Below are 23,445 nucleotides of genomic sequence, written 5' to 3'. Positions count from 1 at the left end.
TATCCATGTGGTTAGTCTCTTGATCGACACACTCACTCTTATATATTATGTGATTTGTTTGCGGTGAGATAAACAGCCTTGACTTTCGAACCTACAAGTTCAGCAGTTATCGTTTGAAAACCTAAAGATTTAGTCATGTTTTCAGCCAACTGAGGAGTAAGCATTATAGTTGAAGATGACTTTGCCCCATACTTCCTCATGTACCTGAACTTCAAACGTATTTTATTAAAAAAGCTCATTCCGTGAAGCGTAAAACTTGCGATAACAAGTCTCCCATCATTTTTCAATACTCGAAAACATTCAGACAGTGCAATTTCTGGGTTGGGAATAACATGTAATAGATTAGCCATAAAAACAGTATCAAATGAAGAGTCCTGATACGGTAAATTAAAGCAATCTGCTTTTTCAATTTGAACCATTTTGTGGTCTTTAAACCTATCTCGAGTTATAGAAATCATCTGGTCTGAAATATCTGTAGCCACTATGCTGGACGCCGATTCAATGAAGCACTCAGTATATGTTCCATTACCGCAACCAAGTTCAAGAATATTCCCAGTACCAGATAGTAAATTCAACTTACTTTTTACAGTTTGAATGTCTTTTATACCAACAACATAATTGTTACTTTCTTCAAAACTCTTCGCAAACTGTTCCCATTTGTTATCTGTCATAGTGAACACTCCATAGTCAATAGTGATGAATTAAATGAAAAATAGAGCCCCCAAAAAAATTAGGAGACCAGATCAACGAGCCATTACAGTAGGCATTTTTATTACACATCTACTATTTATTTACTATTATTATGGCAATTATTTTATCTTATGATTGCTAGTTCAAATTTTTGATCTCGAAATGAAATTGCTGATGCATAACCTATTGAATATAAGAGTGGCAATGCGCATAATGATTCTTGGTCAAATATAAGTTCTTCAGTATTGTATTATGAGGTTATTATGATTGTTCGGTCTTACTCAAAATTTTCAAAAGATAATCCATTTTGCCATAAATTGCATATCATTTCTTTATTGATCATAACCTTATTTTCGATTTATCAAGTATTAGAATTCAACCGCGTTATTTTTTTTATAGGGTTTATTTTTATTATTCCTTCGATAGTACTGCTATCTAAATCATCAACGTATAAAAGAAAATATTTAAGCTAAATTCGATTTCTAGACTGTAGTGGTTCATTGATTTTCGCCTACTATTTACGGTGGTTTTATCGCTAGGCACGAACGGAAAGCCTAGCAACTTGTCGCAAGTCCTGCACCGAAAACGCGCACATAATAGGTTTGTTATGTTAATGTCTATCACGCACCAAGAAGAGGTAAATGCTTACGCTGTTGATAGGTTAATCCCAGCTCTAGACAATACTTGATAACTGGTTCTGGTATAGGTTCTGATAAATTCAACACTATTGCCCTATTACCTTGAAACTCCAGCACGTCACCATATAACTCTCGAAAGGTGTCTACCAACTTAGTTTTGCAATTGAAAAATAAGTAATAACTATTTGGAGTTTTCAATTTCCAGTCCATTCGAATTGGACTACCAGTCTTGACGCTGTAGCTCGGCTCACCCCATTTAAGAGATTCTTCGACTCCACCTAACTCCAACTCAGAAACGAGCCTAAGAACTAAGTTTCGTAATTCTCCTAGCCGAATTCGAGCATTCTCTGGATACTCATCAAACCGATTTTTGACTGCCTTGTCCATTGAGGCCTCCTATTCACATAACATTAGTATCACAGGACGTCTCGACTACCCTAATGTATTCACCTAATTACTAGCAACTAATCAAATAAAAAAAGATAACATAGATAGCATAGATAGCATAAGTAGCTTATTGGGCTTCAACTCCCCAAGCCCCCGGAGCTAATACGTACCCTTTATTTCTGATGGTTTTAAAGCGAGGGTTTACCTGATCATTATCAAGTAGTTTTTTTCTTAATTGGCTTATTCTGTTATCAATACCTCGCTCTAAACCATCAAATTCTGCGCTAGTAAGGTATACGTAGATGCCATTTAGAGTGACTTTTCGATTGAGTGAATCGATAGATAATGCACCAAATTGAATAAGTTGTATCGGTAAGTCTGCTTTTGTGGAAGTTGTTCGGCGTAAGAATGCTTTGATTTTGGCTAATAATAGGCGTGGCTTGATTGGTTTTATAAGATAGTCATCTGCGCCAACTTCTAGCCCGACAATTTGGTCGATATCATCCTCTTTTGCTGTGAACATTAAAATATAACCGTTATAAGAGGAACGCACATCTCGACATATACTGATACCATCTTTTCCGGGCAACATTACATCGAGCAACACTAAAGAGGGCTGTTCTGCCAATATTCTTTTTTCTGCAAGTAATCCATTTGACTCATAACTAGCATTAAAGTTTTCTTGCTGCAGGTAGTCACAAATAGACTCTGCAATACCTATATCATCTTCAATAACTAGAATACTTTGACGCTTCATGATCCGTTCCATATAAACAAATTAGTATGATGGTTTTACTGGAAGTGTAATTTTTACTTTTACTCCACCTGAGTGACTATCTTCAATCCATACTTTACCATGATGCCAGATAACAATTTGTTTAACAATCGCCAGCCCAAGTCCTGTTCCACCTGAATTACGTGAACGGCTTTGATCCAATCTAAAGAATGGTTCAAACACTTTTTCCTTATACTTATCCTCGATTGAAGTACCGTCATTTTCAATCGTAATTAGGCACTCGTCATTGAGTATTTCAATGTGAACATTGATGGTATTTAAAGAATGTTTATAAGCATTTCGAATTATGTTATTAATCATTCTTCTGAAATAAAAAGGCTCGATTGGTACGTATATTTGAGATGGCACATGAACAACATTAATGGTCGTGCCTTTTTCGTAATATATCCACTCTTGCTTTACATTATCAAACCAGGTTGTCAGTTCAGTCATGACAAATTCAAAATTAGGTCGTTCTCGGTCAAATCGTGCATACAGCTCCATTTCATCAGACATGACTCGTATTTCCGAAATAGCTTTTTCAATACGATGCATCTGTTTTTCTTGCTGTTTTAATGACGGATTTCTAAGTAATTCAATGGCAAATTCAATTCTCGTTAACGGCGTTCTTAATTCATGAGAAACAGCACTGTTCAACATAATGTTATTGTCATATAGCGTCTCGACTCTTGCTGCCATCTTATTAAATGTAGTGGTTAATCCATTTAAATTACTGCCTTTAAAAATGGTGGAACGACTAGATAGATCACCATGTCCAAAATTTTCGGTCGCTTTGAGTAGAGAAGCTGAAGTTCGCCAAGAGGGAAATAGCCAGATGCTTAACGGTAAGAAAACCAATACGCCGATAATGATGACAAATCGCATTAATACATCATTAATAATCCTTTCTTCTATTACGCTGTTAAGTGGGCCAATAACAACAACTGTATTGTGATTAGGTATCTTCTGGAGGATATATTCAGGAATGTCGCTTTCGTTTAGTGGATCAATATACTGAAAAACAATCTCTTGGTTAAGCAAGTCTTCGCGTTGGATTTCAGAAATTCGACTGTCACTTAAGGCAATCATTTTAATCGTGACGGAAAAATATAGATCTATCTGTGCCATTCTCTTAGACCAATCGTCCGAAGGTATCGTTAATAAGTCTTGATAAATGAGGTTTAAAATTGCAGCAACCTCATCCTGTTGTACTGTTTGATGAATTGGGGCTGCATTGTCTATATCGCCAATGACCAAGATGAAACCGTTATCACCCAACTGATAGTAAAGTTCTGATGTTTCTGAATCGAATAGGGTTTGACCTTGTGCTAATACTTTAGCTTGTTCAAAAGTTAATGATAGCGGCTCCTTTTTTTTCAGTGTTAAAACATAGTTGAATTGAATTTGCAGTTGAGCCAGAGCTTCAATTTGTTTACCTTGTTCAATTGTATTAAGTTTCTTTGCTAACAAATAGATCGTACCAGCTGAGCGATAGGTTTCAATCGTTTCAACATGACCTGATTGCTCAAGCCAAAGCAAGTTTAGCGTTGGTATTAAAAAAGTAAAACTAACAAAAACAGACAGTGAAATAATAAACATTAATTGGATTAATATATTACGAAAGAACATTGGGTATCTCCAACGTTATTGTATTGTTTAAATTATTACGAATAACCTGGCCCTTACACTGCTGAGCAAATAGTAAAAGATACTGTGCATTTAGATTTATAGGCATCTTAACATCTGTTTCATGCTCACTTTTATAAACCAAAATCTGACTCACTTTCTGGTTAATGGTTAAATGCAGTTCTAATCCGAGCGTTGTCCCTATTGAAAGACTCAGTATGCTTAAGATAGCGTTATCAAAAAAATAAGGGTCTATATACGTTAAAATATCAGGCTCGATATCACTTTCAGAATGATTGATAACAGTCAGTTTGCTATCAAGCTTTATTTGCCATTGCAGTGAATGTTTATTTATCCACTCGGTCAATTTAATCGGCACAAATTGACGGTTCTCTTTTTCTCGGTTAAATTTTCCTATTAATAAAATCAATGAAGTAATATCGCGCATATCATTAACCGACTGTTCCATTTGGTCTAAAGTCTCGCTTTGTTGCATGCCTTTTTTGTATTGCTCTAGCTGTTTTTCAATTTTGGCCAAGGGCTGTTTGAGTGCTTTTGAAGAGGTATGGATCAATTGTTGGTTATCATAAAAAAGTTGCTCCGTTCTTTGCGCCATCTGGTTAAAGGTTCGAGCTTGAGGGTTTAGCAAACTAGCAAAAAGGATAGGCATTCGGCAGGTATAGTCTTGTGATCTGAACTTGCTGGTTACTTGGTTTAAATAGTAGATCGAACGCCAAGTCGGTAGCAACCATATTAGCAATATCAATACATTGAACATCCCAATACTAAGCAAGATAGAAATATTCCCAACGGTAATTTCATCTGTAATAAATGGGGAAATTGGACCTCCGGATAATATACGACCATTGGATAATTGCTGATAAAACCGATCAATGCCCGAACCATATTTATAACCATTTAGAGTAGTTTGAGTAAGTAACTTTCCTTGCTTAAGTTGTTCAACCTCATCTATGGATAAAGGTAAATTATCGATAGATAGGAGCTCTATTGGATAACGAAAATTAATCGTTAATTGTTGAGTTAGAGTATCCCAGTGCTCAATGGGTGTCTGATTAAATTCTTGGATGAGTAAAAACACGGTACCCATAATTTCATGCTGAGAGTATGACAAACTCGACTCGCTTCGCATATCAGGGTCACCAATAATAAATACTTGATTATTATCTAACAATTTATATGAGTTCAGCGTATCTGGATGAACCCAGAAATCATTTTTTTTTAATGTATTAAATTGCGCTTTAGTGAGACTGAGTTCGCTAAACCTTTGAACCTTTACTGTGTAGGGGAAATCATCCAGATTAACGCTATTTGAGCCACCTTTACTTGCTTGTGAATTCAATTGTTCTGCTAGTATATTTGCAACGCCTTGACTTCTTAAAGCCTGAAACTTAACTTTCCCTGGTTGTAACCAAAGAGGTTCTAATAACGGCATGACATAATTTGGTACAGCATAAAAAAACAACAGCACAATAACTAATAGCTGTACGATAAAAAAACGGCTCAAAGCTTATCCCTCACATCGGTAATATGATGCAATCCTATCACTTTAAATCTTGTCGATAGATATAGAATGTCTGATTTCTTCTATTTTTGTCTTGTTTTGTCTTGTTTTGTCTTTACATTAAATATTCATTATTTACATATCAATAGGTTATGAATATACCTCATCGTACACTCGGACATAATAAGACATTAAAATACGTTCCTTGAAACTCTAATCATCTAATCTTGATAGCATGATTTTGACATTAAATTACGCTATTCAACTGGAGAAATGGAATGAACAAAAGTGCTATATTGATTATTGGAATGCTTACTTCTGGATTCGTACAGGCAAATGGATGGACCGGTAATGGATGGACCGGTAATGTAAATGGTTTTGTCGGTAATAAGTCATTAGACAGTGATTGGGGGGAGTTTGATTCACAGAGTGAATTTGGCATTATCAGTGATTTTGGCCACCAAAGTTGGCCCTTTCTTATTGCGATTGATGTTTTTGCTTCTCTCGATGATGCTGATAATAAAGAGAATAAAAGTAGTAAAGGTCGTTTGCGTGTTGATGCTGTAACGTCCGAGGTTATGGTTGGTATTAGACGTTATTATGATTTTAATTACGTCATTACCCCCTACCTCGGAGGCGGGATCACTTCAGCTTATGGCCATCGAGAAATTAAACAATCCGATGGTACGTATAAGGATGAACATGATCGAGGTGTCGGGCTTTGGATCGGTGGGGGGTTAGTATGGAAACCATGGAAGCACTTCAATATCGGTGCTGATATTCGTTACTCGCATGCCGAGATTGATCTTTTTGGAAAAGAGCTAAATGCTGGCGGGCTTCATACAGGCCTGACTGCTGGATTTAATTGGTAGTATTGCGAGTCACGTTATGATTAATGACTCTGTATTCTGGCGCACGGTGGATACAGAGTCATGGTAAATTATTAATACCATGAAGTATTCACACTTTGCACCAGAACATTTAGAGGATGCAGTTAAATTGAATCCTTTGATTAATTAATATAATTCGTAAATACCTTTACCAATAGCAGCAAAAACTCGGCCATCTTTATTTTCAACAATACGTTCAACGACCAACACTTTTTTGCAACCTGCTGAATCCGGGTTCCATTGACAAGCATCAGTTTTGATTGGAGCCATCAAAGAATTGCTATTATCAGTTACTTCCCAATCGGAGCCATCTTCAGATTTAGCAATACCATAATCATGTGAGCCAACAATAATCCCGTCAGTATATGCAACAGATACTAAATTATGGTCTATAATCCCTGAATTATGAGGTGTAAACTGCTCCAAGTTATTAGATTCAGAATTATATTTTATTAATCCATTAATATTATTAGCCATGTAAATATTTCTATTATTATCTTCAGAAAAAGCAAGTATCCCGCCAGCAGGCATTTGGGAGTTAAGCTCTGTCATTGGTGTCCAAGAACCTTTTGCATAATAAGAAATACCACCTTTTATCATAGAACCCGCCCATACACGATCTTGGCTATCAACAAATAAAGATTTAAAGTCTGTAAACTCATCTAGGCCATGTTCTGTGATTTTAGAAAATAAGCCATCTTTATAAGAAAATAATCCATCACTAGTCCCTATATAAAGCTTATCTAACATAGAAGCTAAACTGAATACAGCAGAACACTCATCATCATTCTTTGTTTTGCATGATAATCGACTGTCTAGATCGGATACTATGTTGCTATCCAAGTCATATTCAACAAGTAGCTTCCCTCCCATATATTGATCCTTCCGACCACCCATATATAGTTTATTACCTACTCTAGCCATATCATAAATAGGTTTAGGTAAATCTTTCCCAGATATATTCAGTAGCGTTATGTCGTCCGATTTAATATTAACGGAACGAACTTCTACATCCTTCATCATATCGCCTGTAGCGACATAGAGCGTATCGCCAAAAATACTAATATCTGAAATCTTATTGTTAAATGTGGCTATAGGACGAAGGATTTTATCAAATGATCCCTTAAATACTTCTTCTGCTGAACCGTCAGGTAAAGAAGTACTTATCTCATAAAAATATTTACCATATTTAAGGCTTGTATTATTGTACCCAGAGCCCACATTAACAGTAATTTCAGATGCAGCAGAAGATATAACCTTCTCAAAAATCATCGCATGATCTTTATCATAAACTTTAATTTCTGCATTAATGGTTTTAACAAAATTAAACGTAAGTTGATCGGTTACAAACCGAGTGCCCTTCTTCACTTGAAATACAGGGTCGGTTGTTAGCTTAATAACTGACGTGTCAGGTACTTCCACCTTGTCAGGCACCTCCACTTTCACAGGTGATTCCGCTACTTTAGAACGATCAACTGACTTAACATCCTTATCACAACCTGCCAAAGCAAGTATTAAAACTAATATTGTGTATTTTTTCATTATCATATTCTTATAAAAAATGGTGCTGCGATTATACACAAATGATAATGATTGTCATTATCACTTACATTGTAAGATTGTATTTTTAAATTATTGGCAAAATAAATATGCAATTACAGTCACAGCAACTAAATGTTCTGAACATTCGCTTAATATCAAAGTAGAAAAAGGTCCTCTTACTATTTCAGGTGACAAAGAGGAACACAAATACCTTTAAATAGAAGGAGTATCACCTTAATTAAAAACTAATTTGTCAGTAACCGCTCTAGAATCCCCGCCCCCCCAAGAAGTTCCCCAAGTTACTACCGAGCCGTCTTTTTTAATGCAGCAAAAGCAGAATCTGTAGAATAAATAACTCTGATATCCGTTAATTCATTAGCAACCGAACTCGAATCACCACCACGTCGACTATTACCCCAAGTGACTACCGAACCGTCTTTTTTTAACGCTGCAAAAGTATCTCCTGCAGGATAAATAACACTGACATCCGTTAATTCACCAGCAACCGCACTAGAATCGCCACCAAAATCAGGCTCACCCCAAGTTACTACTGAACCGTCTTTTTTTAACGCCGCAAAAGCGCCATTAGTCGAATAAATAACGCTGACATCCGTTAATTCACCAGCAACCGCACTAGAATCGCCGCCCCAAGAAGAACCCCAGGTTACTACCGAACCGTCTTTTTTTAATGCTGCAAAAGCAGAAATATTAGAATTAATAATAGGGGCTGGTTTATCCTCAGTGGAAATATCTTTAGTAGAGGTATCTCCAGGATCACCACTACCACATCCCGCTAAAAACAAGCAAATCAGTCCAATTAAAAAAGTGTTTTTCATTCCTATACCTTCATGCAAAATACTAGGTTATATATTAACAATCTCGCGCGATTGATAATGCGTTTCACTATCATTACTGCAATCATAATTACAATCAAGAGTTTAAACACGAGCAATACATTTCGATACAATTGAACACAATTAGATACATTTAAGGACAAATGAACACTATTAGACGCATTTGAGCACTCTTAGATGTAGTATCAGTTAAACACACTACTAAACCAACCAGAATTAAACATATTCAACACCAGAAACCCCAGTAAAGTAAAATAAACTTCGGTATTTTTTATTATTTATAGGTTTATGTGTTGACTATACGACATATAAAAGTAAAATCGCAACTCAGAATAAAAACTCAGTTTAAATGAATAAAAAATCACGGAGAATTCAATGAGTGAAACCAGAAAAAATATATTAGTATTTTTAATCCCGTCTTTATTTGGATTATTTTTCTTTCTTGCACCATTAAGCGTTGATGGTAATTTTACATTCCCACTGGCTTTAATGGCTAAAGGCGTAAAAGGTCTGCTAGGTGACGCGATTCATCCACTCATTACCACGATTATTTGTTTATCAGCACTGATCTCTGTATTTGCTAATACAATTAAACCTGCATTTATTGTTCACTCTGAATTATTAACGCGTTTATTTATTCTTACCCCTATTTGGGTTGTGATCCGTGTTCTTGGTGCTGCATTCACATTATTCGCACTTTATAAGGTTGGTCCAGAGTTCATTTGGAGCGCAAATACCGGCGGGCTAGTATTGCATGATCTATTGCCATCACTTCTTGTTACCTTTTTCTTTGCCGGCTTATTACTGCCATTATTATTAAACTTCGGCTTACTCGAGTTCTTAGGCACTATTTTAAGTAAAGTCATGCGCCCTGTATTTCGTTTGCCAGGTCGTTCTGCTATTGACTGTATTTCATCATGGCTTGGTGATGGTACGGTTGGTGTGATTTTAACAAGTAAACAATATGAAGAAAAAAAATATACACAAAGAGAAGCTGCTGTTGTTGCAACCATGTTTTCACCAGTCGGTATTTCGTTTTCTTTGGTGGTATTAACACAGGTTGGCTTAGAAAATTACTTTGTTCCTTTCTACGCAACAATTTGTCTGTCTGGCATTATCGCAGCAATGATTATTCAGTTTCTGCCACCGCTAAGCTATAAAAAAGACACATACATTGATGGTAGCAAACCAGATCTTGATAACGAACTTATTCCGGAGTCACTGTCAGCTGTCAAATACGGCTACCAACTAGCGCTGGAAAGAGCGAGTAAAGTAAAAGGCATAAAATCAACGTTTAGTGAAGGTCTACAAAATTCATTAGATATGATGTTCGGTGTATTACCAGTGATAATGGCTGTTGGTACGATTGGTTTGGTTATTGCCGAAACAACACCGTTATTTGCATGGTTAGGTGTACCTTTTGTGCCACTATTAGAGCTATTAGATCTACCTGAAGCACAAGCAGCAGCAGAGACGGTACTGGTTGGTTTTACTGATATGTACGTACCATCGATTATCGCAGCATCAACCATTGAGAGCGATATCACTAAGTTCGTGATTGCTGCATTATCTATCTCTCAGCTAATCTTTATGTCGGAAACAGGCTCGGTAATCTTATCAAGTAAGATCCCAGTGAACATCATTGAGTTAATCGCGATCTTCATTCTACGTACATTAGTTACATTACCTGTAATCGCATTATGTGCGCACATGTTGTTCTAATATAACCTCAGTTGCGGCAGTCATGCCGCAACACTTTTTCCAGGCAGTTATCTCCTGCTTACGAAGCTCCGCATCGTAATAACATTTATCATCACTATATTTTCCGACATCTTTTATGGAATTGGTTATACACTTTTTCGATTACAACCTTTTTGTTTCTGCCATCAGGGTTGCTTTCCATAACTGATAGAGCACAACTTTTATATTTCATACGAAAATTGGTGGAATATAAATTCACTCGCCGTTACCACCCTGTAAACCTTTGTACTAAATATAACTAAGATACACTTCATTCATGTAATTTCTTTAACGCCTCACATAAAATAGCAAGGCGATAAAATAACAAGTTTATGGCATTCTACCAACGTCGATACAGCTCATAATATCTTTTAAGTCACACGCTTTATTAAGATAAACGTTTTTTTGATTTTCACTAGTAGTTATTTTAGCTGCAGTGCTACAACCGGAAATATTACCCATTTCACAACTTTTAGCGAAGTACAACAAAGCCCCGCTCTTATCACGAAGAGGCTCTAAACCACGCCAAGCAAAAGTGTAACATGCGTCTGAATCATTATTACTACAACAAGCAGTATGCGCGTCTTGTAAGGGCTTGGGGAATTTATCAACTTCAGCGACGCAAACCTCAGTGACCTTAGCAGGTCTTGGTGGCGGAACCATAACGAAAAAGCTTTTTTCAACCACAACCTCATTTTGCAGTAGCACACTTATGTTCCATTGCCCGTTCAGTAATTCAGCGTCTGATTCGAACTGCCACATCGTATAGTTGCTACGACCAAAATACATCATATCCTGCCAGCTCGTTACCGTGGTCTTTTTACCATTAACTAGCATTTCAGGGTGAGTAACTTGAATTGTCACAGGTAAATGTCTTTGCTGTTTACCGGCTACCTCATCTATCGGCTTAACACTATATTCAAAACCAAAATAGTGACCTTTTTGTGCGGGCACAGCTAAGGTGCGCTTATATTTATAACCAACGGCCTGACCACCATTAATAATTGGCTGAGCCAAACCAGACTGAGTTATTTCAGCCGTGATCAGTTCTGCAGTTAATGACATTTTAGATTCTGTTTCTGTAATCTTGCTATTAGAACAAGCGGCTAAGCTAAGTAAAAGCACTAACGAAGATGCAATTTTTAACACTGAATTATTTTTTACCACACTAATTTCCCTATATTGATAATATTAAGGGGTACATAATAACCAATATATAATAAAATCAAAGTATTATAGTATTGTCTTAATAAATTAATACCGCATTTTAGTTCGTTATGTTTATGCCAGCGTTCAACTATCACTCTCATCATCCAACTTATCGCCAAATACGAGTTAAATCTAATAGAACACTTCTATTGATAAATTTATTTTCCTTGGAATTATATTTCTAAATAAAAACAATATGATTAACTCAGTTGGAACAAACCTTAATCTAAATTATTTAACTAGGAGTGATAATCATGAGTAACTTACTTAACCAAGCAAAAACTATCTACACTGCCGCAAAAGACACAGCAAAAACATCTATCACTGCTGGTTTTGGTGTTTATGGCACCGTCGTTGATGAAGCATCAAAATCATCAGATAAAGCAACGCAACTTTTTGAATCTCTTGTTGAACGCGGTTCGCAAGTTGAACATAATCTAAAAGAGCAAACGTCTTCAATCTTTGCTAAAAAAATCACGTTAGAATCAGTTGAAAATAAAGTGCAAAGTATCACAAGTCGTTTTACTGGTGTTCAAGGCTCAAAATTGAGTGAATTAGAAGGCAAAATGGACCAACTTACTACGCTGGTTGGCGAACTACAGACTAAACCTAAAAAAGTGACTAAAGCACCGGTAACTGTAACTGCTGAAGCATAGTTATTTAACTATCGTGGTTAATTGAAATGAGCCTCCTGACTGGAGGCTTTTTTGATCTTGGAATAGAGTACAAACGGCTTGTTAGAATTGCAAATCACCACTCGGGATTCCCCCTAAACTGGCAAGGTGATGACTTGTATTTTCTGGTGCTACAGCGAATACTTATACTTCACCAGCGCTATTTAATATGGGATTAATCAGTTTCGCCTCATCGCGAGTTTCATGCGTAAATAAAAGTATATTTCCTTCAAAACCAAATGATTCTAGTTTCTCACTCTGATAGCGAGTGATATTAATGCCACCTATAGGGTTACCAATCATTGGAAGTATAATTTTATTATAAATATCAGCTATAGTTTTCTTAGAATCCACATCTAATTCTTCATCTAATTCACAGCCGATCTGAGCAAGCTTAACCTTATCCAAAGGTTCATTATATTCTGTATTCTTATACGTAAACGTTAACCGATATGAAGCCATTTTACGTTCCTTATATATTTACGGTTCGAATAAAATATGCGGGTTAACACTTGAAATTTCAAGCCCTCGATATAAGAATACTACGCGTTGGTAATCGCGCTTAAGTTCTTTATTATATATCTAGCTTTTGCCCCAAACCTCACGTATCCCCAAACCAGAAAAAACTACAGATTTACAGTTTCTACTACTTACACTGTCAGGCATTACATCCGTTAAAAACACCGCAACGTTCATTTCTGTAGCATCCTGTATTCGAGCGCTCAATAGTGCCTTTTGGCAACCTTTACCGCGATAGTCTTCTTGCGTATATGCGCTCTTATTCTGCATTGTTCCCTCAATATAGAATGAAATATAATACCTCTCGAAGAGGAAGAAAATAGTTGGTGATAATAGTGAAGCGGAACAGAGCCAGCTTTTTCCGCTTGAATACTCTTTTTATATACTTACACTACACTTCAATATTGATTTATTTCCAACAGTAACCAAATTTGATTTAGTACTTTTAATATTAATCTCGTATTTATTTAACGACTTTTTAGCTTTTTCAATAGCTGCATTCATACATTTACTACTTGATTGAACAAGAGGTTCCTTATCCGGTATTTCATACGAATAAGAAAATACATCTATTTCATCATTTGAATCGTCTTTGGAAAATTTATCTTTAACCGAATTGTAAATATCTTTGCTTACATCGACTGAATCTGACACTAGATTATCTGGTGCTTTTATATTTATACACCCAGACAGAGAAAATACTGCACTTAAAACTATTATAACTGACTTCATCATCTTCCTTTATTGATATTTAAAAATAACCAAATGAATAATATAGTATTTATATAACAAGACTCTCGATCACCCAAATCTGCTCAGCCTAGTCAAGAGCAACGAATCAAATAAAAATAAGATACTAATCTGACATTAGAGCCTATTCTAGAAAGTGTGCAGTCCTGTTACTTCTTTTTCAATCCTATTAATTATTCACAATGATAATTATACGACTGATTTTATTAACATTTAATTTTATAGCAAGGAAAAACAAAACTATTTTCTGATAAAGTGTGACAAAGCTGAAAAATAAACAAATAACACGATATGAAATTATCGTATCTGATTAAAAACGCCGGCAGAATGACGGCGTTAGGATAGGTAACATATTAAAGGATTGATCTATAAGAAATAAAGCTCTAATAGGACATTTTAATCGGGTGTGGTTTGGTTTCAGGTTCAATAGCTTGATATTAAAGTGCTGTAACACGCACTGATAAGTTATTTTTTCGCCTTTTTACTTTCAAATTTTTTAGTATACTCACCAGGCTCTGATTTTGAACGCCAAACTTTGCGTCCTTTTGAACGGAGTCTTTTTAGAACTTGTAACTTTTCACGTATGTTTGAAAAATATGCCAACTTATTTTTCTCTTCTTCAGATAATAGCTTTGGGTTATGTCGCGAAATTAAACGAAGTAGATGGTAGCGTGTTACTTTTTTAGAAAAAAACCACATTGGTGACCAAGACATACCCCGAAGAGTCACGCGTTCAAAATCAACTATAGAAACCTTGTCACCTTTAATAAGTAAATCGCGCTCAGGTAGAGAGTGACGAGCTACACCTGCATCTAACATTCTTTCAACCAGTAAGCGCAAATGTTGCAGTGCTTCATCAGAAAGTTGCTCCTTATTCTCACCAAATAAACGAGTCATTGTTAGAGTTGCATCATCATCTTCATATTTAATTATTTCAGGAAAACCAGACAGACCAGTTAATCTGAGCAGCGCGAATTTTTCGCGATTATAACGTTTTTTGTAATTTGGTCTAACTTTAAAAGTTTTTACTACTTCATCATTGCCAATTTCGACCCGCATTTTACCCGTTTCATATATTGATACCATACCCACCAACAAACCTCTCACCCTTACAAAGAATACCAGCCTAATACCACTGGAATGACGCTAAAAATAAACAACAACCCCTTGTAAAAATCACCACCAGAAAAACCATACACTAAAGTCTATGCCCTATATGGGAATAATGGAAAAACAATTAGAATTATTTCATATAGAAAAGAAACTAAGAAAAAAAACAGAGGTTGCCATGCCCAAATTAATGCTCATGAATGAGCACTAGTCTAAACAGGAATCTATACTAATTGAAGACCGAATTTGTGGCAAGCCAAACACTGTAAACCATCGTAAATCATTGTAAATACAATATTATTTATTTACACTTCGCTAAAACTAGCGATAAAATAGCGCAAGCCAAACATTATTGCACCACGACTAACTCACCAAGCACGCTTAGACCATGACGCAAATACAAAAATCCCCCCAAACAAACTACTGCCAATGACTTTAAGGAGCTGACTTTCAATCAGAGCGTTGAAGAACGCAACTCGATCTGAGTCTAGAAATAGATATAATATCCGTAGATTCAATTAACTGCCTTATAAGGCCCAAGTCCAACCCTACTATTAAGATCTACTAGCGCGAGCGGTGTGTAGTCATCAATTAGCTTTAATTTTTTGAGTACAGAGACATGGACACTTGGGGTATTTATATCGGTTACCGATGCGACCCTCGGCTCCTTTCCTCCATAGTAAAATTTGTATGAGTCATGTATTTTTTTCGATACATCTTCAGGGTAAGGATAATAACGAGTATCCAATTCCACTTTGTGTTTTATTTTGGCTATCATCCAATTAAATGCAACATTAGAATGATGCCTTTCTTTGTATCCACCTCCGACATCAGCATGAACGCCAGAAAACCAAACCTGCTCTATGACTTGATTATCAGTACCAGCACGCATTGCCCATAAGGTAGGCTTAAACGTTTCTCTCTGCTCATCAATTGAAACAGCATGGTAAGCATGCAAAATATCTTTATTAAGCTTTGTATCATGAAATTGAAGGTATTTATTGGTGATTTCTTTTAAGAATCCGATTGGGATACCAAGTGAACCGACAGTGTCCCATACGCCAACCACTTCGATCTGACAATTGGTATTATTTTGTTTAAAGCTATTTTTTTCGTGCTTATCAGCATACTTATAAATATCGAAAGCATGTTCAATCGACATTTCAGTAAGCTGATCTTTATTTAACAGCCCGCAGCTGTAGATCATACCAGCGAGTGAACGGGCGGTATATGCACCTCGGCTAAAACCCAAAATAAAGATTTTATCGCCACGCTCATAATGTTTACATAATTCGAAATAGGCTTCTCTTATGTTTTTAGCCAGCCCCCACCCTGATATTCCACCAATAAGACTATTGTACCAGTGCGAACCGACACCTTCGTCGTAATACACCACTTGCCGCTTTGGTTGTGTTTTATCTAAGATATCCCACAAATTTCGAACATTGGTTTCTTCGTTTTCTGTATGTCCATCTTCATCTGGTTTGTTCCATGTACCATCTAAACAAAGAATAATGTTTTTACTCATATTTCCTCCTATGTGATGAACGGATATTTATCATTAGGAGTTTATTTGTTTGTGATGGAATTATATTTCTAAATAAAATCAATATGATTCATTCTGTTGGAACAAAACTGAATCTACATTATTTAACTAGGAGTGATTATCATGAGTAAACTACTTAACCAAGCACAAACTATTTTCACAGTCGCAAAAGATACTGCAAAAACATCAATCACTGCTGGTTTTGGTGTTTATGGCACTATCCTTGACCAAGCATCAAAATCATCAGATAAAGCAACGCAAGTTTTTGAATCTCTTGTTGAGCGCGGTGCGCAAGTTGAGTCAAACCTGAAAGAGCAAACGTCTGCAATATTTACTAAAAAAACCACATCAGAGCCAGTAGAAACTAAATTGCAAAGTATCACTAGCCGTTTTACAGGTGGTCAAGATTCAAAACTCAGTGAATTAGAAAGCAAAATTGATCAACTAACGGTACTGATTAGCGAACTAAACACAGCACCAAAAAAAGTGACTAAAGCTAAAGTAACTGCTGAAGCATAATAATACGTTAACTGTCGTAGTTAATTGAAATTAGCCTCCTTATTTGGAGGCTTTATTGATCTTGGGATAAAGCGCGAACATAATCTTTATCTTCTCCTTTAGCAATCACGATAACCCCTTTATGCATCAAATTTGTATAACAGGACTCTCGCCCACCAAATCCGCTCACCCTAGCCAATAGAAAATGATCGAATAAAAGCGATGAAACGAACCGTTGAAAAAATCGAAAATCACATAATTGAATATTATTTGAGCGTTGCAACAAAGCAGATAAGACTAAAAAGCCATCGCTTAACATTACCAATTCTGAAAATAATGGGTTAATTACTTAAACCGAACTGAGACTCCCCCCCCTAAATCACACCCAACACCCAATTAAGTGTAATACATCGCCATTCCTTTAATATCAACAGATTAAACCAACGCAACGTAAATTCGAACTCGCAAAACCATCCAGCACCACCGGTTAAAAAACAACAAAAAAGAAACGATAATGTAACAAGGTGGTTTTTATTTCGCATATATATGTGATAAAGATCTAAAAAACCATTAAAAAAGTGCGGTAATATTCAAATTAAATAACATTTAATTAATATTCTTAATTATTAATGTAAGTTACTTGACGCAACATATAATGCTTGAAGGATAAGGTGAACACTATATTTACGCGACTAATATCTACACTTAGCTTTAACCGTTTCGACCTCGATATCACTTACTTTTCCTCAAGCAGATCTTCCGGTTATGAATATCTAATCATGACGGAAACTGACGCTCTAACAATAAATAATACCGAATTACCCGTGGTGTATAACAACATCCTGCGTTATCCGTTTGCATCAAGTTATGCCTACAGTACGAACAAGGGGCAGACCCTTTCTGATTTTCTGACACTCAATATTCAAGCAATTAATGGTCGATGAAAACAGCCTAACTTCAACGATGTTCATGTCTTTGAGTTCGGATATGGAATTTGTGCAAGCAAAACTTCATTACTCATATTGTGCTGCGCAATACCAAATTAATACTCAAGCTAGGGTCAAACCTGACCCCCTATAAATTTAAAAAATGAACACGAAGGATTTACTATATGTTTAATAAAGGATTTACAGTTTTAGCTTTAACTATTTTATTTTCAACTGTCGCTGTTGCAGCTAGTTATATACCGACTATTGCAACTAGTCATACACCACCGACTGTCGATATAGTCACAAGCACAACTCATCACTTTAATTTCAGCGATAAAAAAGAAGTATCTGCTATTTTTTCGGTTAAACCTAAGGGATTAACATTATTATCCGCTGTTGTTCAGAGTGAATCAGTGGACGACCCAGATCAAGTTAAAGAGTACAGACTTGATGATATGACATTTTCTATCGCTGACGATGAATATGTCTTTAAGAATACAACACCACAGAAAGTGAGTCAGATCACGGTAAATTATAATGATGGTATAACGAATGATAACGTTGCGTTATTAAGATTTGATACCGTTATTGAACCCTTTAGCTCGGTTGTATTTGAACTACCAGGGTTAGCATTCAGCAATATTCGTCATAATGACCAGATGAAGCTATTTTTACCTCAAGTCATCTTTCCACCCAAGGATAAGTCTTGCGATAGGGTGCCAAGATATTGTTACCTACCACCTAATCCAAAACAAAAAACAATATATAATACACACATAGTGATGTTGCACAATGCATTGAATACCGTTGCATTTCCCCCATTTATAACAAGAATAATTAATACATATTGCCCGTTTTTTAAGGAGTGTAAAAAGTATGGCACTCAACCCTTGTCATATGCATCACGTAATATGCTTTCATTAGGCGCTGAGGGTCATACGTTTAACATACGGGTATTGGCTGGCGATTATTTTTCTGCTGGCAGGGGTGGTGGTGATAGAGCGTGGATTAATAATAAAAAAGCAGCGAACACCTCAGGTAAAGCGGCTGTTTATGAAGGTTATATTACAAAAGGTTCAGGGAGTTATAGACCCTATCATCAAAGAACCTACAATACATTCTTTCATGAAACAAATCATGCATTTGGTTTTTCCCATGATTCAGCAATGACTTATGGGTTAGGTGTTCCGTATAGCCAAGTCTTTATTACTGAAAATTTTTCAGAAATAGACAGAACAACGATCGGTGAAGTAAACGTACCGTCTGTATTTGTGACAACGGAGCTTAACGCAAAAAATGAAATGACATTGGCATTTTATTATTTACCTGATGAAAAGGAATATGAACAGGTTTCACTTACGATGCTAGGGTTATCACTTAATAGCGGTAGTGTTGCTTATAAACTCGATCGTTATAACAAGCCTGTTGATAATACCTTAGTGTTGCATTTTGATTCATTACCCACTGCAACGACATATATTCGTACCCATAATACCGATACAAAATATTTATCGACCATTAAACTCTTTCCGAGTGAGTTAGTGCCCGTTATTACCTATAATATCGAAGGCAATGACTATGGCATTCTCGATGATAAAGAGTTACTTAATAAAGATTATGATGGTAGACAGATCCGAAATATTTGTACAAATATGGATGGGTTACTTGCAACAAAAGATGAATATCAACGTCTTTGGTACGATTTAAAAGAGAATAATAAATTGAATCTATTACAGGAACGCGTATTTTTATCGAGAGATGGACCATCGAATAATACAATATGGAAATTAGAGTTTAATGACGATGCAATGTTAGCGAGTCAGCATTCTATAAATGATAAACTAGGTACTGATAAATCGCTGGTTTGTATTAAATAATAATTGACCTATTGCGTATTTTAATAACGATATTACGCAGTTAAAACTTGCATCTGTTTACAGGTTTTAACTGCCTCTTTTCCGTTTTGATATAAAGCTTCATTTTCAACCCAAATGTAGTTGAGCCTTTTTTAAGGTTCTGCCAAAAGCTAATTTATATATGTAAACATAACAATAATTAACTAAAAATGATGGGATGATTTCACACTAAATTTAGGAATCAAGTAACGCCGCAAACAGTAGCCAGAGGTCGATTGCTTTGTCTTGTTAGGTAATCTATCTATTAACAATATCAGGTGGCGTACTGCAAACTGCATCGATGACTTCATCTGAGCAGATTAACCTGTAATGAACAACTTTCTCTATTCTCTATCGCAGTGTATTTTAACTAGCTCTGAGCTTATTAATCTTTGGAATGTTGAATCTTCACCAGACTCTTCTTCAGCATAACCAGGAGAGGATTCTTCCCTGATATTAAAATAAACACATCCTTTAAAGTAGAAATCTGCTTGATTCTTCTCATGATAAATAGCTGGGTAAGACATAACGTCATTTCCATATCCTCACCTAACATTTGTATAACAGGACTCTCGATTCCCCAAATCTGTTCACCCAAATTAATAATGACTAGTCGAATGAAAAATAAGATAAAATACCAATCTGATATTAAATCAAACTCTGAGAAATATAAAAATAACACAGTATAAAATCATAATATTTAATTAAAAACGGCAGTGCGATTAACACTACCTATATTGCGAACTGTCGTAATGATGAAACTTACTCCGCCGAAGACTTACTTTTAAGTTGTTTTATTTCAGCTTTTAACTTTCTGATTTCTAACCAGTCAACACAGAACACAACAACAATGATAACGATAAAATAAACATCGATATATTCTGTTATCAAAGGAGATACAATAAATGCAAATGTTGCAAATCCAAGCCCTGCGATGCTCAATAAAAACTTATCCTTATGAATTCAAAAGTCATTATGCTATCACCCTCGCTCGTATACCGTATGCCTTTCGATTTGAATAGATGTTTTAGCTAAAATAAAACTTAAAAATCTATTTCATTAACCATAAAGAACAGCAAAAGTGAATTGAATTGACTAGCCATCAACATTTTATAAGCACCAACAGCCACCAGAATAATGATAAGCGTCACATTATATTATTGATAGAATGAGTTAAATCACACAACTAAAGCTCATGAAAAACATTCATCACAATTTATAAGTGTATCCATACCAAGACACCCACCCGCCTTTTACTATGTATTGTCCTATAAAACTAGATTATAAAAGGGCAAACATGAAAAATACCTTGTTCGTAATACTGAGTATTACACTATCAGCAGCTGCTTCTGCTACAGTCTGCAACCAACATCTCGCTCAAGGGACACCGAATAATAGTGACCAGATTTTATGTCGGGATGGTTATGCCGCAGGATATAACTACCAAAATAAAGTATCGAACTGGGTGGCTTACCACATAACTCAAGATAGTGTGAACGCTTTCTATAAACGCTCAAATAGCTTCCGCACAGATACTGAACTTCCAGCCGACTTTCGCGCTACAAGCCGTGATTATACAAAAACAGGTTATGATCGCGGCCATTTAGCGCCATCGGGCACTATGGACTTCTCTCAAGAATCTATGCAGCAAAGTTTCTTAATGTCAAATATGGCGCCGCAGCTACCAGGGTTTAACCGAGGGGGATGGAAAGGCCTAGAAGAAAAAGTACGACAATGGGCAAACACCTACGACGAATTGTATGTCGTATCAGGTCCTATTTGGGATGGTAATGAAACCTATATAGGTAACGGAGTTTACATTCCTAATAGTTTTTACAAGGTCATACTCGATCCAATTTATAATGATGCAATTGCATTTATTATTCCCCATAGAAAAGTATCTTCTTCTGAACTCCCCTCTTTCATCACAAGTGTTAACGAAGTTGAACAAGTTACCCAACTCGATTTCTTCAGTGACCTACCAGACAGTGTTGAAGATGAAATTGAAGGTAAGATATGGGATATGTGGTAATTCAGAACTGACCGAAAAGGCTAAAACTAGTGCGCATAAGAATGTTTAAATAAGTCAGTAGTTCGCGAGGTAAATCTAGCGAACTACTTCATCCTACATCTATTCAACAGATAGTATCTAGTTGCTTTCGAACAATACGACTAACCTCAAGAATGGCACATCTACTATCAAGAGATCTAAGCTTATCGATATAAACAACCCTTTCAGCCAAGACATCTTTTGTAAGATGAAGTTTATAAACCAGCTCTCTAATAACTAAAGAAAGTTCGCTTTTCTTTTTAAACAACCACTTCGTATGTACCACCTGAAAAAACTCCATAGAAAAATGTATCGTTTTCTCACTATCTTCAAGTAAATAATCAAACTCAAAAAATAACACTTCACCATTAATAGCTTCATTATTTCCAGCTATGACATGGAGGTTAGATAAATTATGAATACGATTAAATGTTTTAGTTGTCGTGAGTTCGACAATTTAACGAATATCATAATCAATAGCTCGATTGGCTGTAGGAATTATAATTATATCCTGCATTATTTCTAATTATATAGGCATCTAACTATACAATATTAAAGGGATTTTAGTCTGATGAATGATTCGCTATGTTAATTCTAGCGAACTAACTCCCTCCAAAAGTTAGTTCAGACCTGTAACTAACAGCCATCAAGCATCCCTGCGTGTTTCCATATTTGTTGTAATAAAAAATTGAGGGGGCCACCACAAGTCTTAGTATTAAAATAGTATATTCCATATCGTTATTTACTTATGAAAATTATCTATAAAAAAACATTTGAAAAAAGATCACTTTATTATATAAAATAATTTCCAAGAGGAACGTTTCACTGAAAGTCTCTCTTTTAACACTATGATTTATTTTGTATTGCTTCTTTGGAGGATATATTATGAACACTATCGATTTAACCCCTCTTTACCGTAGTACGATTGGATTTGACCGATTTGCTCCTTTATTTAGTAGTTTATTAGGTGGCGATAGTACTGTACCAACTTATCCACCTTATAATATTGAAACTCATGGAGAAGAGAAATATTCAATTACAGTAGCTGTAGCTGGTTTTTCTGAGCATGAACTAGATATTAATGTAGAAAAAGGTGTCCTTACTGTTTCTGGGGACAAAGGGTATAAAGAGGATAAGGAAAAACACCAATTCCTTTATCAAGGCATAGCTAACCGGATGTTTAAACGTAAGTTTAATCTGACCGAAAATGTAGAGGTCACAGGTGCTAATCTTGAACATGGGTTATTAACAATTAACCTGGTTAAAGAGATACCAGAAACTATGAAGCCTAAAAAAATAGCCATTAATCAGGAGGTCGAAACTATAGACGATCAAACTAAAAAGGTCATTTGATTTAGTGTAAGGGCTGCTTTGCAGCCCTATTTATCTTAGATACTTCGTGAAATATAGCAAACTAACTCCCACCAAGAATTGTTCCAGGCACGTAGCTAACGTGCCATTAAACATGCCAATAAGATTACCTGCTGTCACAATAGATAAATATTACTAGGTAATAATTATTGCCATTACTTAAACCCGAACATCGCTGCTGAAGTCGTTGCGGTGTTGGGACCTACATTGTTTGTTAAACCCCGTTTAAA

Annotated in this window: 24 protein-coding genes; 8 read left to right on the top strand and 16 right to left on the bottom strand. The window is 35.8% G+C overall.

Going from position 1 to position 23,445, the window contains the following annotated elements; all coding sequences use genetic code 11:
• Nucleotides 1–38 precede the first annotated feature (38 nt).
• The 5 genes from BT797_RS03040 to BT797_RS03015 all read right to left on the bottom strand — a co-directional run bounded on the left by BT797_RS03040 (nucleotide 39) and on the right by BT797_RS03015 (nucleotide 5,641).
• Nucleotides 39–671 carry a class I SAM-dependent methyltransferase gene (locus tag BT797_RS03040; RefSeq protein ID WP_045109304.1) on the bottom strand — a complete coding sequence of 211 codons (633 nt, stop codon included), beginning with the start codon at nucleotides 669–671 and terminating at the stop codon, nucleotides 39–41.
• Nucleotides 672–1,310: 639 nt separating this feature from the next.
• On the bottom strand, nucleotides 1,311–1,715 hold the full coding sequence (locus tag BT797_RS03030; RefSeq protein WP_075471042.1) for a DUF1801 domain-containing protein: 405 nt from the start codon (nucleotides 1,713–1,715) through the stop codon (nucleotides 1,311–1,313).
• Between the two features lie 127 nt (nucleotides 1,716–1,842).
• A complete protein-coding gene (locus BT797_RS03025) occupies nucleotides 1,843–2,472 on the bottom strand; it encodes a response regulator (RefSeq protein ID WP_075471041.1) in 630 nt (209 codons plus the stop codon).
• A gap of 21 nt (nucleotides 2,473–2,493) precedes the next feature.
• Nucleotides 2,494–4,119 carry an ATP-binding protein gene (locus tag BT797_RS03020; protein WP_045109302.1) on the bottom strand — a complete coding sequence of 542 codons (1,626 nt, stop codon included), beginning with the start codon at nucleotides 4,117–4,119 and terminating at the stop codon, nucleotides 2,494–2,496.
• The gene (locus BT797_RS03015; protein ID WP_075471040.1) at nucleotides 4,106–5,641 is read right to left on the bottom strand and encodes a sensor histidine kinase; all 1,536 of its coding nucleotides are present in this window, start codon (nucleotides 5,639–5,641) and stop codon (nucleotides 4,106–4,108) included. The genes BT797_RS03020 and BT797_RS03015 overlap by 14 nt, the downstream gene beginning before the upstream one ends.
• Nucleotides 5,642–5,916: 275 nt before the next feature.
• On the opposite strand from BT797_RS03015, the gene BT797_RS03010 reads away from it, so the two are divergent.
• Nucleotides 5,917–6,510 carry an outer membrane protein gene (locus tag BT797_RS03010; protein WP_045109300.1) on the top strand — a complete coding sequence of 198 codons (594 nt, stop codon included), beginning with the start codon at nucleotides 5,917–5,919 and terminating at the stop codon, nucleotides 6,508–6,510.
• 144 nt (nucleotides 6,511–6,654) lie between these two features.
• Here BT797_RS03010 and BT797_RS03005 read toward each other — a convergent pair whose 3' ends face one another.
• Complete coding sequence (locus BT797_RS03005) at nucleotides 6,655–8,070, bottom strand: hypothetical protein (protein ID WP_045109299.1); 1,416 nt, start codon at nucleotides 8,068–8,070, stop codon at nucleotides 6,655–6,657.
• A 302-nt stretch (nucleotides 8,071–8,372) separates the two neighbouring features.
• Nucleotides 8,373–8,906, bottom strand: coding sequence for an RCC1 domain-containing protein (locus tag BT797_RS03000; RefSeq protein WP_045109298.1), 534 nt, complete (start codon nucleotides 8,904–8,906; stop codon nucleotides 8,373–8,375).
• A gap of 393 nt (nucleotides 8,907–9,299) precedes the next feature.
• Between BT797_RS03000 and BT797_RS02995 the strand changes: the two genes are divergently transcribed.
• Complete coding sequence (locus BT797_RS02995; RefSeq protein ID WP_075471039.1) at nucleotides 9,300–10,646, top strand: YjiH family protein; 1,347 nt, start codon at nucleotides 9,300–9,302, stop codon at nucleotides 10,644–10,646.
• A 348-nt stretch (nucleotides 10,647–10,994) separates the two neighbouring features.
• Here the strand turns inward: BT797_RS02995 and BT797_RS02990 are convergent, their stop codons facing one another.
• Nucleotides 10,995–11,831, bottom strand: a complete 837-nt coding sequence (locus BT797_RS02990; RefSeq protein WP_075471038.1) for a DUF3859 domain-containing protein — start codon at nucleotides 11,829–11,831, stop codon at nucleotides 10,995–10,997.
• A gap of 296 nt (nucleotides 11,832–12,127) precedes the next feature.
• Between BT797_RS02990 and BT797_RS02985 the strand changes: the two genes are divergently transcribed.
• Nucleotides 12,128–12,529 carry a hypothetical protein gene (locus BT797_RS02985; protein ID WP_075471037.1) on the top strand — a complete coding sequence of 134 codons (402 nt, stop codon included), beginning with the start codon at nucleotides 12,128–12,130 and terminating at the stop codon, nucleotides 12,527–12,529.
• A 162-nt stretch (nucleotides 12,530–12,691) separates the two neighbouring features.
• Here BT797_RS02985 and BT797_RS02980 read toward each other — a convergent pair whose 3' ends face one another.
• From BT797_RS02980 to BT797_RS02960, 5 genes are all read right to left on the bottom strand, one after another.
• Nucleotides 12,692–13,009 carry a hypothetical protein gene (locus BT797_RS02980; RefSeq protein WP_075471036.1) on the bottom strand — a complete coding sequence of 106 codons (318 nt, stop codon included), beginning with the start codon at nucleotides 13,007–13,009 and terminating at the stop codon, nucleotides 12,692–12,694.
• 120 nt (nucleotides 13,010–13,129) lie between these two features.
• Nucleotides 13,130–13,336, bottom strand: coding sequence for a GNAT family N-acetyltransferase (locus BT797_RS02975; protein WP_075471035.1), 207 nt, complete (start codon nucleotides 13,334–13,336; stop codon nucleotides 13,130–13,132).
• A gap of 108 nt (nucleotides 13,337–13,444) precedes the next feature.
• Nucleotides 13,445–13,798: a hypothetical protein gene (locus BT797_RS02970; protein WP_075471034.1), complete on the bottom strand. Its 354-nt coding sequence runs from the start codon at nucleotides 13,796–13,798 to the stop codon at nucleotides 13,445–13,447.
• A gap of 483 nt (nucleotides 13,799–14,281) precedes the next feature.
• Entirely contained in the window at nucleotides 14,282–14,908 is a 627-nt protein-coding gene (locus BT797_RS02965) for a hypothetical protein (protein ID WP_075471033.1), read from the bottom strand.
• A 532-nt stretch (nucleotides 14,909–15,440) separates the two neighbouring features.
• Nucleotides 15,441–16,454, bottom strand: coding sequence for a DUF2235 domain-containing protein (locus tag BT797_RS02960; protein ID WP_075471032.1), 1,014 nt, complete (start codon nucleotides 16,452–16,454; stop codon nucleotides 15,441–15,443).
• Nucleotides 16,455–16,595: 141 nt separating this feature from the next.
• On the opposite strand from BT797_RS02960, the gene BT797_RS02955 reads away from it, so the two are divergent.
• Nucleotides 16,596–16,991, top strand: coding sequence for a phasin-related domain-containing protein (locus tag BT797_RS02955; protein WP_045109291.1), 396 nt, complete (start codon nucleotides 16,596–16,598; stop codon nucleotides 16,989–16,991).
• A 52-nt stretch (nucleotides 16,992–17,043) separates the two neighbouring features.
• Here the strand turns inward: BT797_RS02955 and BT797_RS23525 are convergent, their stop codons facing one another.
• Complete coding sequence (locus tag BT797_RS23525) at nucleotides 17,044–17,289, bottom strand: hypothetical protein (RefSeq protein WP_139291625.1); 246 nt, start codon at nucleotides 17,287–17,289, stop codon at nucleotides 17,044–17,046.
• A 352-nt stretch (nucleotides 17,290–17,641) separates the two neighbouring features.
• On the opposite strand from BT797_RS23525, the gene BT797_RS23520 reads away from it, so the two are divergent.
• Nucleotides 17,642–17,914 (top strand): hypothetical protein, encoded by a 273-nt coding sequence (locus BT797_RS23520; protein WP_139291624.1) that lies wholly within the window; start codon nucleotides 17,642–17,644, stop codon nucleotides 17,912–17,914.
• Between the two features lie 167 nt (nucleotides 17,915–18,081).
• On the top strand, nucleotides 18,082–19,776 hold the full coding sequence (locus BT797_RS02950) for a hypothetical protein (RefSeq protein ID WP_075471031.1): 1,695 nt from the start codon (nucleotides 18,082–18,084) through the stop codon (nucleotides 19,774–19,776).
• Nucleotides 19,777–20,138: 362 nt separating this feature from the next.
• On the opposite strand, the gene BT797_RS23515 is transcribed toward BT797_RS02950, so the two are convergent.
• Both BT797_RS23515 and BT797_RS02940 read right to left on the bottom strand, forming a co-directional pair.
• Nucleotides 20,139–20,321 carry a hypothetical protein gene (locus tag BT797_RS23515; protein ID WP_139291623.1) on the bottom strand — a complete coding sequence of 61 codons (183 nt, stop codon included), beginning with the start codon at nucleotides 20,319–20,321 and terminating at the stop codon, nucleotides 20,139–20,141.
• Nucleotides 20,322–20,556: 235 nt separating this feature from the next.
• Nucleotides 20,557–20,736 (bottom strand): hypothetical protein, encoded by a 180-nt coding sequence (locus BT797_RS02940; protein ID WP_075471029.1) that lies wholly within the window; start codon nucleotides 20,734–20,736, stop codon nucleotides 20,557–20,559.
• A gap of 355 nt (nucleotides 20,737–21,091) precedes the next feature.
• Here BT797_RS02940 and BT797_RS02935 point away from each other — a divergent pair, with 355 nt between their 5' ends.
• The gene (locus tag BT797_RS02935; RefSeq protein ID WP_045109285.1) at nucleotides 21,092–21,826 is read left to right on the top strand and encodes a DNA/RNA non-specific endonuclease; all 735 of its coding nucleotides are present in this window, start codon (nucleotides 21,092–21,094) and stop codon (nucleotides 21,824–21,826) included.
• A gap of 903 nt (nucleotides 21,827–22,729) precedes the next feature.
• Nucleotides 22,730–23,197 (top strand): Hsp20 family protein, encoded by a 468-nt coding sequence (locus BT797_RS02925; RefSeq protein ID WP_082293663.1) that lies wholly within the window; start codon nucleotides 22,730–22,732, stop codon nucleotides 23,195–23,197.
• Nucleotides 23,198–23,445 lie beyond the last annotated feature (248 nt).

Source organism: Moritella viscosa, assembly GCF_900120065.1.
Taxonomy (GTDB): Bacteria; Pseudomonadota; Gammaproteobacteria; order Enterobacterales; family Moritellaceae; genus Moritella; species Moritella viscosa.
This window is presented reverse-complemented; position numbering and strand designations above follow the sequence as displayed.

Excerpts from the sequence above, each read along its gene's own strand:
- BT797_RS03025 (WP_075471041.1), bottom strand. The coding sequence starts at position 2,472 with ATGAAGCGTCAAAGTATTCTAGTTATTGAAGATGATATAGGTATTGCA.
- BT797_RS03040 (WP_045109304.1), bottom strand. The coding sequence starts at position 671 with ATGACAGATAACAAATGGGAACAGTTTGCGAAGAGTTTTGAAGAAAGT.
- BT797_RS02925 (WP_082293663.1), top strand. The coding sequence starts at position 22,730 with ATGAACACTATCGATTTAACCCCTCTTTACCGTAGTACGATTGGATTT.
- BT797_RS02935 (WP_045109285.1), top strand. The coding sequence starts at position 21,092 with ATGAAAAATACCTTGTTCGTAATACTGAGTATTACACTATCAGCAGCT.
- BT797_RS02950 (WP_075471031.1), top strand. The coding sequence starts at position 18,082 with ATGTTTAATAAAGGATTTACAGTTTTAGCTTTAACTATTTTATTTTCA.
- BT797_RS02980 (WP_075471036.1), bottom strand. The coding sequence starts at position 13,009 with ATGGCTTCATATCGGTTAACGTTTACGTATAAGAATACAGAATATAAT.
- BT797_RS23525 (WP_139291625.1), bottom strand. The coding sequence starts at position 17,289 with ATGTTAAGCGATGGCTTTTTAGTCTTATCTGCTTTGTTGCAACGCTCA.
- BT797_RS23515 (WP_139291623.1), bottom strand. The coding sequence starts at position 20,321 with ATGTCTTACCCAGCTATTTATCATGAGAAGAATCAAGCAGATTTCTAC.
- BT797_RS02975 (WP_075471035.1), bottom strand. The coding sequence starts at position 13,336 with ATGCAGAATAAGAGCGCATATACGCAAGAAGACTATCGCGGTAAAGGT.
- BT797_RS03020 (WP_045109302.1), bottom strand. The coding sequence starts at position 4,119 with ATGTTCTTTCGTAATATATTAATCCAATTAATGTTTATTATTTCACTG.
- BT797_RS03010 (WP_045109300.1), top strand. The coding sequence starts at position 5,917 with ATGAACAAAAGTGCTATATTGATTATTGGAATGCTTACTTCTGGATTC.
- BT797_RS02995 (WP_075471039.1), top strand. The coding sequence starts at position 9,300 with ATGAGTGAAACCAGAAAAAATATATTAGTATTTTTAATCCCGTCTTTA.
- BT797_RS02960 (WP_075471032.1), bottom strand. The coding sequence starts at position 16,454 with ATGAGTAAAAACATTATTCTTTGTTTAGATGGTACATGGAACAAACCA.
- BT797_RS02955 (WP_045109291.1), top strand. The coding sequence starts at position 16,596 with ATGAGTAAACTACTTAACCAAGCACAAACTATTTTCACAGTCGCAAAA.
- BT797_RS03005 (WP_045109299.1), bottom strand. The coding sequence starts at position 8,070 with ATGAAAAAATACACAATATTAGTTTTAATACTTGCTTTGGCAGGTTGT.
- BT797_RS02985 (WP_075471037.1), top strand. The coding sequence starts at position 12,128 with ATGAGTAACTTACTTAACCAAGCAAAAACTATCTACACTGCCGCAAAA.
- BT797_RS02970 (WP_075471034.1), bottom strand. The coding sequence starts at position 13,798 with ATGAAGTCAGTTATAATAGTTTTAAGTGCAGTATTTTCTCTGTCTGGG.
- BT797_RS03030 (WP_075471042.1), bottom strand. The coding sequence starts at position 1,715 with ATGGACAAGGCAGTCAAAAATCGGTTTGATGAGTATCCAGAGAATGCT.
- BT797_RS03000 (WP_045109298.1), bottom strand. The coding sequence starts at position 8,906 with ATGAAAAACACTTTTTTAATTGGACTGATTTGCTTGTTTTTAGCGGGA.